General features: G+C 71.7%; 14 protein-coding genes. 2 read left to right on the forward strand and 12 right to left on the reverse strand.

The window, feature by feature from the left end; all coding sequences use genetic code 11:
* Positions 1-67 precede the first annotated feature (67 nt).
* Together menD and DEJ30_RS11570 are read right to left on the reverse strand one after the other, a co-directional pair.
* Entirely contained in the window at positions 68-1,816 is a 1,749-nt protein-coding gene (menD, locus tag DEJ30_RS11565) for a 2-succinyl-5-enolpyruvyl-6-hydroxy-3-cyclohexene-1-carboxylic-acid synthase (RefSeq protein ID WP_110861624.1), read from the reverse strand.
* Complete coding sequence (locus DEJ30_RS11570; RefSeq protein ID WP_110861556.1) at positions 1,809-2,168, reverse strand: PLD nuclease N-terminal domain-containing protein; 360 nt, start codon at positions 2,166-2,168, stop codon at positions 1,809-1,811. The genes menD and DEJ30_RS11570 overlap by 8 nt, the downstream gene beginning before the upstream one ends.
* 64 nt (positions 2,169-2,232) lie before the next feature.
* Here DEJ30_RS11570 and DEJ30_RS11575 point away from each other — a divergent pair, with 64 nt between their 5' ends.
* Positions 2,233-2,568 carry a DUF4229 domain-containing protein gene (locus DEJ30_RS11575; RefSeq protein WP_110861558.1) on the forward strand — a complete coding sequence of 112 codons (336 nt, stop codon included), beginning with the start codon at positions 2,233-2,235 and terminating at the stop codon, positions 2,566-2,568.
* Positions 2,569-2,607: 39 nt separating this feature from the next.
* Here DEJ30_RS11575 and DEJ30_RS11580 read toward each other — a convergent pair whose 3' ends face one another.
* The 4 genes from DEJ30_RS11580 to DEJ30_RS11595 are packed head-to-tail and all read right to left on the reverse strand — an operon-like array spanning position 2,608 to position 6,274.
* Entirely contained in the window at positions 2,608-3,609 is a 1,002-nt protein-coding gene (locus DEJ30_RS11580) for a 1,4-dihydroxy-2-naphthoate polyprenyltransferase (RefSeq protein ID WP_110861560.1), read from the reverse strand.
* 40 nt (positions 3,610-3,649) lie between these two features.
* On the reverse strand, positions 3,650-4,789 hold the full coding sequence (locus DEJ30_RS11585) for an AMP-binding protein (protein WP_110861562.1): 1,140 nt from the start codon (positions 4,787-4,789) through the stop codon (positions 3,650-3,652).
* Positions 4,789-5,718 carry a 1,4-dihydroxy-2-naphthoyl-CoA synthase gene (locus tag DEJ30_RS11590; protein ID WP_110861563.1) on the reverse strand — a complete coding sequence of 310 codons (930 nt, stop codon included), beginning with the start codon at positions 5,716-5,718 and terminating at the stop codon, positions 4,789-4,791. The genes DEJ30_RS11585 and DEJ30_RS11590 overlap by 1 nt, the downstream gene beginning before the upstream one ends.
* Positions 5,719-5,749: 31 nt before the next feature.
* The gene (locus DEJ30_RS11595) at positions 5,750-6,274 is read right to left on the reverse strand and encodes a hypothetical protein (RefSeq protein WP_146238572.1); all 525 of its coding nucleotides are present in this window, start codon (positions 6,272-6,274) and stop codon (positions 5,750-5,752) included.
* Positions 6,275-6,399: 125 nt separating this feature from the next.
* Between DEJ30_RS11595 and DEJ30_RS11600 the strand changes: the two genes are divergently transcribed.
* Positions 6,400-7,392, forward strand: a complete 993-nt coding sequence (locus DEJ30_RS11600; protein WP_110861567.1) for an o-succinylbenzoate synthase — start codon at positions 6,400-6,402, stop codon at positions 7,390-7,392.
* 253 nt (positions 7,393-7,645) lie between these two features.
* Here the strand turns inward: DEJ30_RS11600 and ccsB are convergent, their stop codons facing one another.
* The 6 genes from ccsB to DEJ30_RS11630 all read right to left on the reverse strand — a co-directional run bounded on the left by ccsB (position 7,646) and on the right by DEJ30_RS11630 (position 13,976).
* Positions 7,646-8,665 carry a c-type cytochrome biogenesis protein CcsB gene (gene ccsB, locus DEJ30_RS11605; RefSeq protein WP_110861626.1) on the reverse strand — a complete coding sequence of 340 codons (1,020 nt, stop codon included), beginning with the start codon at positions 8,663-8,665 and terminating at the stop codon, positions 7,646-7,648.
* A 5-nt stretch (positions 8,666-8,670) separates the two neighbouring features.
* Positions 8,671-10,395 carry a cytochrome c biogenesis protein ResB gene (locus DEJ30_RS11610; RefSeq protein ID WP_258369905.1) on the reverse strand — a complete coding sequence of 575 codons (1,725 nt, stop codon included), beginning with the start codon at positions 10,393-10,395 and terminating at the stop codon, positions 8,671-8,673.
* Entirely contained in the window at positions 10,379-11,077 is a 699-nt protein-coding gene (locus DEJ30_RS11615; protein ID WP_110861628.1) for a cytochrome c biogenesis CcdA family protein, read from the reverse strand. Before DEJ30_RS11615 ends, DEJ30_RS11610 begins: the two co-directional genes overlap by 17 nt.
* A gap of 45 nt (positions 11,078-11,122) precedes the next feature.
* Positions 11,123-11,761, reverse strand: a complete 639-nt coding sequence (locus DEJ30_RS11620) for a TlpA disulfide reductase family protein (protein WP_110861570.1) — start codon at positions 11,759-11,761, stop codon at positions 11,123-11,125.
* Entirely contained in the window at positions 11,758-12,414 is a 657-nt protein-coding gene (locus tag DEJ30_RS11625) for a histidine phosphatase family protein (protein WP_110861572.1), read from the reverse strand. Before DEJ30_RS11625 ends, DEJ30_RS11620 begins: the two co-directional genes overlap by 4 nt.
* Positions 12,415-12,482: 68 nt before the next feature.
* Complete coding sequence (locus DEJ30_RS11630) at positions 12,483-13,976, reverse strand: SulP family inorganic anion transporter (protein ID WP_110861574.1); 1,494 nt, start codon at positions 13,974-13,976, stop codon at positions 12,483-12,485.
* Positions 13,977-14,006 lie beyond the last annotated feature (30 nt).

The raw sequence follows: 14,006 nt of genomic DNA on the forward strand, positions 1-14,006 counted from the left end.
CGCGCAGTCGCGCAGTCGCGCAGCCGCGCAGCCGCGCGTTCGCCGGTCGCCGATCGCCGCTCGCCGGTCAGTCCGCCAGCGGGACCTCGATCACGACCCGCTCGGCGGGGTCGGTGAGCACCCGCTCGAGGTCACCCCACGTCGCCGCCCGGCGGTACTCCCACCCGAGGCCCGTGACGACCCGCTCGACGTCGACGTGCTGCGGGGTCGACATCATCCGCCGCATGTCGGCTTCCGGCGTGGTCTTCGCCACCTCGAGTCCGCGGAAGATCGCGCCGCCGTGGTCGTTGCCGACGACGACCTGCACCCGGTGGGTGCGTTCCTCGGTGCCGGTGACGAACGCTCCGAGATCGTGCAGCAGCGTCAGGTCGCCGAGGAGCACGCGTGTGGTGCCCACCGAGGCGGAGGACTGCTCGAGCGCCGCGGCGATGCCGAGTGCGGTCGAGACGGTGCCGTCGATGCCCGCGAGCCCACGGTTCGCGTGCACCCGGATCTTCTTGCCGAGCACCCGGGCGTCGGCTTCACGGATGAGCTGCGACGCCCCGAGGACGAGCCGGTCGTGCGGCCAGGTCACCCCCCAGACGGCGTCGGCGAGCATGGCCCGGTCGACGGGTCGGCGACGGAGCGCGACCTCGTCACGCAGGAACTTGTTCCGCTCGGCGCGGTCGGCGGAGCGCTTGGCGTCGAGGTCCGGGCCGGCGTCGCCGTCCCCCAGGATCCGCCGGCTGGAGCCGACCCAGCGGCCGACCCACGCGCGGTGCTCCGGCCGGGTGCGGCCCGTCACGCGGACGTCGGACACGAAGGTGGTCGCGGCGTCCGGTCGGGAGGCGCGGGCCGGGTCGAAGGGGTCGGCCGCCGGTCCGCGGACCACGATCGTCTCGACCCCGTCGCGCTGCAGGAGCGCGGGGATCTCCCTGCTGAGGGTCGGGTGGCCGAGCACGACGGCCCGGCGGACCGCGCCGCCGTGGTCCGGGTCGCGCAGCAGTTCGCGGTAGGCCACGACCAGGTTCCGGCCGAAGCGCGCGCCGCTCGAGACCTCGGCGAGGAGCGGCGCCCCGAGTTCCCAGGCGATCCGCTCGGCGTCCTCGCCGGCGTCGTGCCCGGCGATGACGACGGTGCCCGGTTCGTCGTCCGGGGTGAGTTCCGCGACCGGCAGACCGGTGTGCGCCCGGCGGGTGGCGAACGCCAGGTCGACCTCGTCGTCGGGGACGGGAGTGACGTGCTCCGGGGCGAGCCCGGCGGACAGCGGCTCACGGAACGCGACGTTGAGCTGCGCCGGCCCGGGCTGCCCGGTGTGTCCGGCTGCGGCGGCGACGGCCTGTCGGGCGAGGGTGCGCAGGGTGTCGCGGACCGAGGCGTCGACGCCGTGCGCCGACGGGGCCTCCACGTCGCGGACGAAGGCGACGGCCTGGCCGAAGATCCCCGGCTGGACGGTGGTCTGGTTGCTGCCGATGCCGCGCAGTTCGTCGGGGCGGTCGGCGCTCAGCACGATCATCGGCACGCCGGAGTGGTGCGCCTCGAGCACGGCGGGGTGCAGGTTCGCCACCGCGGTGCCCGACGTCGTCACCACCGCTGCGGGTCGGTGCGTCTCGACCGCGAGCCCGAGTGCGAAGAACCCTGCGGTCCGTTCGTCCAACCGCACGTGCACGGTCAGCCCACCGGCGCGTTCCAGGGCGACCGCCGCGAGTGCGAGCGCCTGGGAACGCGAACCGGGGCTCACCACGACGTCGGTGACGCCGGCACGCACGAGTTCCTGCAGGAGGGCGAGCGCGGTGTCCGTCGCCGGGCTGCCCGAACCGACGGGGCCGTCAGCGATCGGTGCGGCCGTCGTCGTCGCGCTCGTGGAACTGGTCTTCGAGGTCTCGGAGGGTCGCGTCGTCCTGGTCCTTGTCCGTGAGGGTGGCGCCCGGCTCCGGCGTGGTGCCGAGGAAGTCCGGGTCGTCTTCGGGTCCACGGTACCGGGCCGAGGCACCGGGGTCGGCCGCCGGGGTGCGACCGAGCAGGAACCAGAGGACGCCGCCGACGACGGGCAGGATGATGACGAGCAGGAGCCACACGCCGCGACGCAGGGAACGGACGCGTTGACGGGGCATCGTGCCGCAGTCGATGGCCGCGTACACCGTGAAGGCGACGGCGGCCACGGCGACGATCAACCACAAGCGGACCATGCGGTGAAGTCTAGGTCGCGACCCTGTGATGCCCCTGCCGGTCGGCGCTCCGTAGACTCACCGTGTGAAAGCGTGGCTCCTGTACACCCTGGCTCGGCTCGGCATCTTCGTGGTGGCGCTCGTGCTCCTCCTGCTCCTGACGCCGATGCCGTGGTACTGGGCGACGATCGTGGCCGCCCTGGTGGGCCTGCTCATCTCGTACATCGCCCTGTCCGGACTGCGCACGCAGGTGGCCCTGAGCCTGGCGAACCGCCGCGGCGCCCCGGAGCGCGACGCCGACTCGGACTTCGAGGACGACTTCGTCGACGCCGCCGACTCCGACGCCTCGGCCACCCCGGTCGTCCGTCCGGTGTCCGACGCCGACCGGCACGGAACGCGCCGGGACACCGACGCCGACTGATCAGACGGGGCCGGGCCGGGGGCGGGCCGGCCCGTGTGACTACGGCTGGACGGCCAGGGTGATCCCGAGCACCACGCCGAAGGCGAGCGAGGCGAACGACGACAGCTGCAGGGCCGTGATGAGCTCGCGGGGCTTCCGTGACGACACCCCGATCGCCAGTGCCGGCAGGGCCAGCAGCAGCGAGAAGTACGTGAAGCCCGTGCGGAAGTACAGCAGCACGAACCAGAGCAGCACGACGTACGGCAGCATCAGGAACAGGCCGTAGAGGACGCGGGCCACCGGACGACCGACGACCACGGCGAGCGTGCGCTTGCCCGCCAGCTGGTCCTCGTCGATGTCGCGGATGTTGTTGACCATCAGGACCGCGCAGGCGAAGAACCCGGCGGCCACCGCGGCTGCCCAGCCGCTGACCGTGACCTCGCGGATCTGCACGAACTGGGTGCCGAGCACGGCGACCAATCCGAAGAAGACGAAGACGAAGACCTCGCCGAGGGCGTTGTACCCGTACGGCTTCTTGCCGCCGGTGTAGAACCAGGCGGCGACGATGGCGGCAGCGCCCACGAGCAGCAGCCACCACAGCTGGGTGAGCAGCACGATGACCAGGCCGGCGACCGCGGCCAGGCCGAAGAACGTCAGGGCGACGGTGAGCACGGTCCGGGGCTTGGCCAGGCCGGCTCCGGTGAGTCGTGCCGGGCCGACGCGGTACTCGTCGGTGCCGCGGACGCCGTCGGAGTAGTCGTTGCTGTAGTTCACGCCGATCTGCAGGAACAGCGCCACGGCCAGGGCGAGCAGCGCGACCGCGAGGTGGCCGTCCTTCGCCAGGTAGTCGCCGAAGTCGCCGGACTCCCCGCTGTCGACGAACGCGACGGCGGTGCCGAGCACGACCGGGACGACACCGAGGGTCAGGGTGCGCAGGCGTGCGCCGCCGATCCAGTCGCGCGCGGTCGCCTTCCGCTTGGTGCGGGCGGGGGCAGCGGCCTTCGCCGGGTTGCCGGACCGGCCCTGCTTCTGCGTCGAGTTCTTCGTTCGTGCCACGAGCACCGATCTTATTGCCGATGCGAACGCCCGGCCGCTCGCGGTCCTACGAGCGGACCGGGTCGACGAGCGCCTGCACGGCCCGACGGTCGGGTTTGCCCGACGGCAGCATCGGGATCCGGTCCACCAGGACCACGTCGGCCGGGCGGGCGGCACGCCCCAGGGTGGCTCCGACGTGGGTACGCACGGTGTCGAGGTCGAGCGGCTGCTCGGTGACGACGACCGGGACCTCGCCCCACTCCCCCGCCGAGCGCCGCACGACGACGGCGCTCTCCTGCCCGGGGAGTCCGCGGACGAGCCGTTCGACCGCACCGAGCTGGACCTTCTCGCCGCCGGAGATCACCACGTCGTCGAGGCGTCCGAGCACGCGGACCACCCCGTCGGACAGGGTCGCGGTGTCCCCGGTCCGGTACCAGCGCAGCCCGTCCCGTTCGACGAAGGCCGACGCCGTGCGGGCGTCGTCGTCGAGGTACCCCTCGGCGAGCATCGGCCCGGCCAGGTGCAGCTCGCCGTCGACCAGCGCGGTGCGCACCGTGCCGAACGGGACGCCGTCGTACACGCATCCACCGCTCGTCTCGCTCGCACCGTACGTCGTCACGATCCGGACCCCGGCGTCGAGCGCCCGCTGCCGGAGCGGCGCCGGGGTGGCCTGCCCGCCGACCAGGACCGCGTCGAACCGGGCGAGCGCACGCGTGGCGTCCGGGTCGTCGAGGACACGGGCGAGCTGCACCGGCACCAGCGAGGTGTAGCGACGCGGCGCAGCCGGACCGGCGACGAGCCGTTCGGCCGCCTCGGAGAACGCGGCGGCCGCGAAGTGCCCGGGTGGCACGACGACGGGTTCGGTGCCCGCGGTGATCGAGCGGGTCAGGACGTTGATGCCGGCGATGTAGTGCGTCGGCAGTCCGAGCACCCAGCGCCCGGGCCCACCGAGTGCCGCGTCCGCCGCGGCGGCACCGGCGAGGAGCGCCTCGGACGAGAGCGCCACGCGCTTGCCGGTGCCGGTGGACCCGCTCGTCTCGACCACCAGGGCGACCGCCTGACGGACCTCCGCCGGCGGTGGCGTCGGCAGTGCCGGAGCCCCCTCGGCGACGGGGAGCAGTGCGGGGCCGCCGGCGAGTGCTGCCTCCAGAGCGCGCAGCACGCCGGTCGGGTCCGACGTGACGGTCGCGACCAGCGGACGGGGCATCAGTAGTGCCAGGGGAACGCGGTCCACTCGGGAGCGCGCTTCTCGAGGAACGAGTCGCGACCCTCGACCGCCTCGTCGGTGCCGTAGGCCAGCCGCGTCGCCTCGCCCGCGAACACCTGCTGGCCGACCATGCCGTCGTCCGCGGCGTTGAACGCGTACTTGAGCATCCGGATCGCCGTCGGGGACTTGCCGAGCACGATCTCGCCCCAGCGGATCGCCTCACGCTCCAGGTCGGCGTGCGGGACCACGGCGTTCACCGCACCCATCTCGTACGCGCGCTGGGCGGAGTACTCCTGGGCGAGGAAGAAGACCTCGCGGGCGAACTTCTGCCCGATCTGCTTGGCGTAGTAGGCGCTGCCGTAGCCGCCGTCGAACGAGCCGACGTCGGCATCGGTCTGCTTGAACTTCCCGTGCTCGGCGCTCGCGATGGTGAGGTCGCAGATCGCGTGGAGGGAGTGCCCACCGCCCGCAGCCCAGCCGGGGACGACCGCGATGACGACCTTGGGCATCATCCGGATCAGGCGCTGGACCTCGAGGATGTGCAGCCGCCCCATCGACGCCTGCGCGGCCGCGGGGTCGACGCCCTCCGGCGGTGCGCCCTCGTCGCCGACGTACTGGTAGCCGCTCCGCCCGCGGATGCGCTGGTCGCCGCCGGAGCAGAACGCCCACCCGCCGTCCTTCGGGCTCGGGCCGTTGCCGGTGAGCAGCACGACGCCGACACGCGGGTCCTGCCGGGCGTCGTCGAGAGCGCGGTAGAGCTCGTCGACCGTGCGCGGGCGGAAGGCGTTGCGGACCTCGGGACGGTCGAAGGCGACCCGGACGATGCCCTTGGAGACGTGCTTGTGGTACGTGATGTCGGTGAACTGCTCCGCGATCGGAGCGGTGGTCCAGACGTCGGGGTCGAACAGGTCGGAGACGGGAGCAGCCATGCTCCCAACGTACCGCCGGGCGTCTGGCGGGTCAGGCGCCCATGTCGGTCAGGATCTCCGGCGCGACGAACACCATGATCACGATGAGGATCACTGGGTTCGCGAAGAACGCCAGGACGACCCCGACGGCGCCGTACCAGCGTCCGAACGAGCCGACGGCGGCGACGAACCCGAGCACGGCGGCGACGAGCGTCAGGAACACGACGACGAAGCAGATCCCGAAGGCGAAGTTCGTGTCACCGCCCATGAAGACGGCGAAGGCACTGGCGTCGACCGCGGCGGAGACGACGGCGAGGCCGAGTGCGATCTTGCCGACGACGGGGTTGCGGCGCTTCGTGGCACCCGTCTGCCGCACGTCGACGGTGTTGCGCTGCATGAGGCGGGCGAAGTCGTCGGAGTCGCGCCCGGGGGCCGCCGCGGGTCGAGCGCCCGCTGCCGGACGGCCTGCGGTTGCCGCTGCCGGTCGGGCTCCGGCCACCGGTCGGGCTGCCGCGCTCGACGGGTCGGACGGGCGCTGCGATGCGCGCTGCTGTGCTGCGCGCTGCCGCGGATCCACCGCCACCGAGCCTCCATCGTTCCGGGTCGTTCCCCTCGCCGACCGAGGCCGACCGATGCATGCTAGTGCCCCGCCCTGGCGGTCCCCTCCGAGGAACCGGCAGGCCCCCTGGGTGCGGTGGGAGGATGGCGGACGTGCTCCCCGAACTCGCCGAACTCCTCGCCGACGCCCACGTGGTGGCCCTGCCGATGCGGGTGCGGTTCCGCGGCATCACCACGCGCGAGGCGGTCGTGCTGCGCGGCCCCGCAGGCTGGACCGAGTTCTCGCCGTTCGTCGAGTACGACGACGCCGAGGCCGCCGCCTGGCTGCGGGCCACCGTCGACTTCGGGTGGACGGACCACGAACCGGCCGCCGACTCCGTGCCGGTCAACGCCACCGTCCCGGCGATCGCCGCCGACGACGTCGCCGACCTGCTCGCTCGGTACCCCGGCTGCACCACCGCCAAGGTCAAGGTCGCGGAGCCCGGCACGACCGTCGACGACGACGTCGCCCGTGTCGCCGCAGTCCGCCGGGTGATGGGGCCCGAGGCCGCGGTCCGGGTCGACGCGAACGGGCTGTGGAGCGTCGAGCAGGCCGCCGCGGCACTGGAGCGGCTCGCACCGTTCGACCTGCAGTACGCCGAGCAGCCCTGTGCGACGGTGCCCGAACTCGCCGAGCTCCGGTCGCGCGTCAGCGGCCTCGGGGTCCGGGTCGCCGCGGACGAGAGCGTCCGGAAGGCGAGCGACCCCCTCGCCGTCGCACGGGCCGGTGCCGCCGACGTCCTGGTCGTGAAGGCCCAGCCGCTCGGTGGGATCACCGCGGCCCGTGGCGTCATCGCCGACGCCGGGTTGCCGTGCGTCGTCTCCAGCGCGCTCGACACCTCGGTCGGGCTCGGGATGGGGGCGTTCCTGGCCGCCGCAGCGATGACCCCCGGGTACGCAGCAGGGCTCGGGACGGCTGCGATGTTCGCCGGGGACGTCACGGCCGATCCGCTGCTGCCGGTCGGCGGTCGGGTGCCGGTGCGCCGGGTCGACGTCGCGCGGGAGCTGGTGGACCGGCACGCCGCGTCGCCGGAGCGCACGGCGTGGTGGCGTGAGCGGGTGGCGAGCGTGCACGCCCTGCTCGCCGCCGCCGGGTAGCGCAGGCGCCGCGTCCTCACGAGACGCCGGCGTCTCCGCAAGACGCCGGCGTCTCCTCTCGACGCCGCCGAGTCATCGAGACGCCGCCGAGATCAGCGGCGTGTCGCCGACAACGCGGCGTCCCACCAACACGACGGCGTCTTCCTGGCCTTGCACGCGGCCCAACGACGGACGGGAGGCACGGTGCCAGCTGGCACCGTGCCTCCCGTCCGGTCGTGGGCGCGACCAGGGCCGCGTCAGCGACTCGTGGTGCTCACAGACCCGAGTAGCTGTGCAGGCCCTTGAAGAAGACGTTCACGACCGAGAAGTTGAACATCACCGCGGCGAAGCCGATGAGGGCCAGCCAGGACGACCGCGCCCCGCGCCATCCGCGGGTCGCACGGGCGTGGATGTAGCCCGCGTAGACGACCCAGATGATGAAGGTCCAGACCTCTTTCGTGTCCCAGCCCCAGTACCGACCCCAGGCGCGTTCGGCCCAGATCGCACCGGCGATGAGGGTGAAGGTCCAGAGGACGAAACCGACGAGCAGGACGCGGTAGGTCAGGACCTCGAGCCGGTCGGCGTCGGGCAGCGTCGCCATGAAGCGGAGCTTGCCGGAGGCCGTGCGGCCCTGGCGGTACGTCTGCACGAGCTGTGCCACCGCGAGCCCCGCGCCGAGCGCGAAGAACCCGGTGCCGGCGATCGCCACGAAGACGTGGATGACGAGCCAGTACGACTGCAGGGCCGGCTGCAGCGGGACGACGGGGACCCAGTAGTTCACCGTCGCGATGCCGAGCAGGATGATCGTCAGGCCGGTGATGAAGACACCGAGGAACTTCAGGTTCTGCCAGAACTGCACGAGCAGGAAGATCAGGGTGATCAGCGCCGTGCCGGTCAGCGAGAACTCGAACATGTTGCCCCACGGCACACGGTCGGCAGCGATGCCGCGCAGGACGACCGAGGCCACGTGCAGGACGAGCGCGAGGATCGTCATCGCCATGCCGACGCGCTCGAACTTCGTGCCGCGGCCGGCCGAGCCACCCGACGGCGGTGCGGCGACCTGCTCGAGCACGACGGTGCCGCCGCGGACGGTCGCGACCGTCTTCGCTCCGCGTGCCGACGCGGTGCCGGCCGTGTCGGCCGAGCTGTCGTCGGCGCCCGCGTCCTTCGCGGCGGCCGTGACCTCGCCGGAACGTTTGGCCATGTCGAGGGCGAACGAGATGAACGCGACCACGTACACCGCCATCGCGGAGTACGTGAGCACGACCGAGTAGGTCGCGAGGTTCGTGGTCATGTCGTTCACTGGGGCATCCTAACTCCGAGGTCCGACGTGTGGCGCTGTGCGATGTCCGCGACGGCCCGTTCGAGGTTCGGGTCTTCGCCGCGCGCGAGTCCGGCGTACTCGAGGTCGTACTCGCCGTCCTGCGCGTCGCGACGCGGGACGACCTTCACCCAGACGCGGCGGCGCGGGACGAACAGCGAGGTGAGCAGACCGAGGGTGGAGAGCAGGGCGAACCCGCCCACCCAGAGCTGCGAGGGGTCGTGGTGGACGTCGAGGGAGACGTACCGCTTGACGCCGTCGAAGGTGATCGACCCGGCGCCCTCCGGCAGCTTCTTCGTCTGACCGGGCTCGAGCGCGATGCTCGCGGTGTCCGACTGCCGTCCGGCGATCTGGTCGAGACCCTTGGTGCTGAGCGTGTACACGCTCTGCGGCACACCGCTGTCGAGCCCGAGGTCGCCCGTGTAGACCTGCAGCGTCAACAGCGGGTTCTGGGTGTCCGGGTAGGCACTCGAGTACGCGCCGCTCGCGAGCTTCGACGCGGTGGGGTAGAAGAACCCGACCATGCCGAGCTGGTCCGGCTTCGCGTCCGGCACCTTGATGACGCCGGTGGAGGTGTAGTTCGCGTCCTCCGGCAGGAACGGCACGACGTCCTTGAACGCCACGTCGCCGTCGCCGTCGCGCACCGTGACCTGCATCGCGTAGCCGTTGCCGAGCAGGTAGACGTTCGTACCCCCGACGTGCAGCGGTTCGTTCACACCGAGGCGGCTCGTCTTCGGCTCGCCGCCCTTCTCGGTGCTCGTGACGGTGGCCGAGTAGTCGAGCGCCTGGCCGAGGGCGTCGAGGTTGCGCTCCTCGTACTTCGTCACGAACTTGTCGAGCCGGAGGTTGTAGCCCTTCAGGTCGGTCTGCTGGAACCAGCGGCCGGGGTTGAACGAGTCGTACGAGCCGAGCACGTTCGAGAACGTCTGACCCTCGACCAGCAGGCGCTGTCCGGTGAAGCCGAAACCGCCGCCGACACCGACCGCCAGGAGCACCCCGACGAGGGCGGCGTGGAACACCAGGTTGCCGGTCTCGCGCAGGTAGCCGCGCTCCGCGCTCACCGAGTCGCCGAACCGCTCGACGCGGTACCCGGACCGCTTCAGGATCGCCATCGCGCGCGTCACCGCATGCTCGGCGGACGGGAGGCCCGTGGTCGCGTCGATCCCGGTCGTCCCGTCGATCATCGCGTCCGGCTGCACCGCCACGGTGCGGAAGCCCGCCAGTCGCGCCAGGCGCGCCGGGGTCCTCGGCGGCCGTGTCCGCAGTGCCTGCCAGTGGTGCTTCGTGCGGGGCACGATGCAGCCGATGAGCGAGATGAAGAGCAGCAGGTAGATCGCGGAGAACCACACCGAGGTGTAGGTGTCGAAGACCTGGAGCTTGTCGAGGACCGGGTAGAGCTGCGGGTGGTCCGCCTTGTACTGCACGACGCCGTTCGGGTCGGCGGTGCGCTGCGGGACGAGCGAGCCCGGGATCGCCGCGAGGGCGAGCAGCATGAGCAGGAACAGCGCCGTGCGCATGCTCGTCAGCTGCCGCCAGAAGAACCGGAGGTACCCGACGAAACCCAGCCTCGGCTGGTTGACGCCGCCGTCGGTGGGGCCGGAGCCGTCGACGTGGTCGGACGGTCGCTGCGGGTCGGAGGCGCTGTCGGCCCCGTCGCCTGCGCCCGTCGGGATGTGCTCGTTGAGGTCAGACCGCGGGGACAAAGCTCTGGATCACCGCCCCGACGCTCGACATGACGGCCGACCAGATACCGGTGACCATGAGCAGACCGATGACGATCAGGATCGCTCCTCCGATGATGTTGACGGTGCGCATGTGACGCTTCACCGCCGCGATGGCCCCCGTGGCCCAGCCGGCGCCGAGGGCGACGAGGACGAACGGGATGCCGAGCCCGAGGCAGTACGCCACCCCGAGCCACATGCCCTGCCAGGCGCTGCCCGACTGGACACTGAGCAGGTTGATGGCCGCCAGGGTCGGGCCGAGGCACGGGGTCCAGCCGAGGCCGAACACGATGCCGAGCAAGGGGGCGCCGAGGAGCCCGGTGGCCGGGGTCCAGCCGGGCTTGATGGTGCGCTGCAGGAACGTGAACCGACCGACGAACACCAGGCCCATCGCGATCACGACGACCCCGAGGACCTGCGTGATGAGGTCGCGCCAGCGGACGAGCCAGAAGCCGAGCGCCCCGAACACGGTGGTGTACGCCACGAACACCGCGGTGAACCCGGCGATGAACAGCAGCACGCCGAGCACCACACGGCCCCGACGCTGCCCGCCCTCGGCGACACCGCCGACGTACCCGAGGTACCCCGGAACGAGCGGCAGCACGCACGGGGACAGGAACGACACGAGGCCGGCGAGCGCCGCCACGGGCAGCGCCACGGCCATCTGGCCGCTCAGGATCGCGTCGGCGAAGGGGTTGGAGGTCACGGGTCAGGAGGCCTTGCCGGCGTCGAGCTCGTCGCTGACCAGGGTCTTCAGGATGCTCGTGCCGTCGATCGCGCCGAGGACCCGGGCAGCGACGCGCCCCTTGGTGTCGAGGACGATCGTGGCGGGCACCGCGTTCGGTGCGATCTGCCCGGACATCGCCAGCTGCATCGTGCCCGTGCGCTGGTCGAGGACGGTCGGGTACTGCACGTCGAAGGTGCGCTCGAAGGCGGCCGCGGTCGCTGCTTCGTCACGCACGTTGACACCGATGAAGGCGACGTCGTCGGCGTCGGCGTAGTCGTCGTGGACCTGGTTGAGGTACTTCGCCTCGGCACGGCACGGCGGGCAGCTGGCGTACCAGAAGTTCAGGACGACGACCTTGCCGCGGAGGTCCTTCGACGAGACGGTGTCACCGTTCGAGTCCTCGGCCCGGAAGGTGACCGGGTCGGTGCGGTCCTTCGCGGAGACCTCGGTCACGGCGCCGTCACCGGAGATGTAGTTCTGGGTCGTGCCGTTGCCGTACTGCTTCGCGATGCCGCCGCTGTCCGACGAGCAGCCGGACAGGACGAGGACGGCGGCCACGGCCGTGGCTGCGAGGACCGCGAACCGCTTGCTGATGACGCGCGCACTGCTCGTGCTGTTCACACTGCTCCTTCGTCGACGGCGGTCGCGCGCAGTTCCTGCGCGGGGTCCGCGTACCCGACCTCGGTGAACCGACCGGTCGACGTGGCGGGCACACGTTCGACGGTGGTGATGCTCGACAGGTCGCAGCGGCGCTTGCGCGGGTCGTGCCACAGGGGCTCCCCCGCGAGCTTCCGGTGGACCATCCAGATCGGCAGCTGGTGGCTGACCAGGACGACGTCGCCCTCGTCCACGCTCTCCCACGCCGTGGTCATCGCCGCGACCATGCGGTTGGCGATCGACTCGTACGCCTCGCCCCAGCTGGGACGCAGCGGGTTCGCGATCCACGGCCACTCCGCCGGGCGGCCGAGCGAGCGCTTCGTGAACCCGGGGGGCTGCCCCTCGTAGCGGTTCGTCGGTTCGATCAGGCGCTCGTCGAGCGTCACGTCGAGCCCGTAGGCGGCCGACCAGGGTGCGGCGGACTCCTGCGTGCGCTGCAGCGGGGACGCGACGATCCGACGCACGTCGACGCCGGCGTCCTTCCAGGCCGTGGCGGAGGCCTGGGCCATCCGGGTGCCGAGTTCGCTCAGCCCGAAGCCCGGGAGCCGGCCGTAGAGGACGCGGCCCGGGTTGTGCACCTCTCCGTGCCGGACGAGGTGGAGACGGGTCGCGGGCATGGGTTCCAGTGTAGGTCGCCCCGTGGTTCCCACCGCCCCCTCAGGGGATTCACCGGATGCGGAAGCGCTCAGCCGCCGAGCTCGCCGGAGAGCCGTCCGTGCAGCGCGATCGACCCCGAGTCGAGGTTCACCACCTCGACGGTCGACCCGTGCTTCGCGAACCGTTGTTCGACCCCGTCGAGCGCTGCGACCGTGGACGCGTCGAACACGTGGGCGTCGGCCAGGTCGATGATCACGTGCTCGGGGTCCTCGGCGTAGGAGAACCGTGTGACGAGGTCGTTCGACGAGGCGAAGAACAGCGCCCCGCGGACCCGGTACCGCACGGTGCGGTCGTCGACCGGCTCGCGGACCACGGTCACCACGTGCGCCACCCGTCGGGCGAAGACCAGGGCCGCCACGACGACGCCGACGAGCACCCCGGTGGCGAGGTTCTCGGTCACGACGACCACGACGACGGTGACGAGCATGACCGCGGTCTCGCCGAGCGGCATGCGTCGGAGGGTGCGCGGTCGGATGCTGTGCCAGTCGAAGGTCGCGACGCAGACCATGAGCATGACCGCCGTCAGTGCCGCCATCGGGATCTGGGCCACGAGGTCGTGGAGCACGATCGTCAGGACCAGCACCGAGACCCCGGCCGCGAAGGTCGAGACGCGGGTCCGGGCACCCGCGGTCTTCACGTTGATCACCGTCTGGCCGATCATCGCGCAGCCGCCGGTCCCACCGAAGAAGGCGGACGCGATGTTCGCGACGCCCTGACCCCACGACTCGCGCCACTTGCTCGAGCCCGTCTCCGTGATGGAGTCGACGAGCTGCGCGGTGAGCAGGGTCTCGATCAGGCCGACGATCGCGACGCCGAACGCGTACGGGGCGATGATCTGCAGCGTCTCGAAGGTGAACGGCGTCGTGATGCCGCCGAAGCCCGGGAGCGCCGTCGGCAGGGCGCCCTCGTCGCCGACCGTCGGCACGGCGATGCTGAACACCATCGTGAGGCCGGTGACGACGACGACCGCGATGAGCGGTGCGGGGATCGCCTTCGTCAGGAACGGGAAGCCGACGATGATCGCGATGCCGAGAACGGTCAGCGGCCAGACGACGAACGGGACGTCGTCGCCGAGCAGGTTCGGCAGCTGGGCGGTGAAGATGAGGATGGCCAGGGCGTTCACGAACGCGACGTTGACGCTGCGCGGGATGAAGCGCATCAGCCGTGCCACCCCGAGGAACCCGAGCACGAGCTGGAACACGCCACCCAGCACGATCGCGGGCACCAGGTACTCGATCCCGTGCTCCCGGACGAGCGGGGCGATGACGAGGGCCACCGAGCCGGCTGCGGCCGAGATCATCGCCGGGCGACCACCGACGATCGAGATCACGATCGCGATGACGACGCTCGAGAACAGACCGACCGCGGGATCGACCCCGGCGACGACGGAGAACGAGATCGCCTCGGGGATGAGGGCCAGCGCGGTGACGATGCCGGCCAGGACCTCTCGGGTGAGCATGCGGGGCGAGCGGAGGGCGGCGAGGACGCTCGGGGCCGCCGGCGCGTGTGTGATCACGGACATCGATCGGAACTCTACCCTCACGTGAGGGTA

Origin of the sequence: Curtobacterium sp. MCPF17_003, from assembly GCF_003224385.1 — a bacterium.
Lineage (GTDB): Bacteria > Actinomycetota > Actinomycetes > Actinomycetales > Microbacteriaceae > Curtobacterium > Curtobacterium flaccumfaciens.

Excerpts from the sequence above, each read along its gene's own strand:
- DEJ30_RS11570 (WP_110861556.1), bottom strand. The coding sequence starts at position 2,168 with ATGGTCCGCTTGTGGTTGATCGTCGCCGTGGCCGCCGTCGCCTTCACG.
- DEJ30_RS11585 (WP_110861562.1), bottom strand. The coding sequence starts at position 4,789 with ATGCCCCGTCCGCTGGTCGCGACCGTCACGTCGGACCCGACCGGCGTG.
- DEJ30_RS11590 (WP_110861563.1), bottom strand. The coding sequence starts at position 5,718 with ATGGCTGCTCCCGTCTCCGACCTGTTCGACCCCGACGTCTGGACCACC.
- DEJ30_RS11600 (WP_110861567.1), top strand. The coding sequence starts at position 6,400 with ATGGCGGACGTGCTCCCCGAACTCGCCGAACTCCTCGCCGACGCCCAC.
- ccsB (WP_110861626.1), bottom strand. The coding sequence starts at position 8,665 with ATGACCACGAACCTCGCGACCTACTCGGTCGTGCTCACGTACTCCGCG.
- DEJ30_RS11615 (WP_110861628.1), bottom strand. The coding sequence starts at position 11,077 with ATGGCCGTGGCGCTGCCCGTGGCGGCGCTCGCCGGCCTCGTGTCGTTC.
- DEJ30_RS11625 (WP_110861572.1), bottom strand. The coding sequence starts at position 12,414 with ATGCCCGCGACCCGTCTCCACCTCGTCCGGCACGGAGAGGTGCACAAC.
- DEJ30_RS11630 (WP_110861574.1), bottom strand. The coding sequence starts at position 13,976 with ATGTCCGTGATCACACACGCGCCGGCGGCCCCGAGCGTCCTCGCCGCC.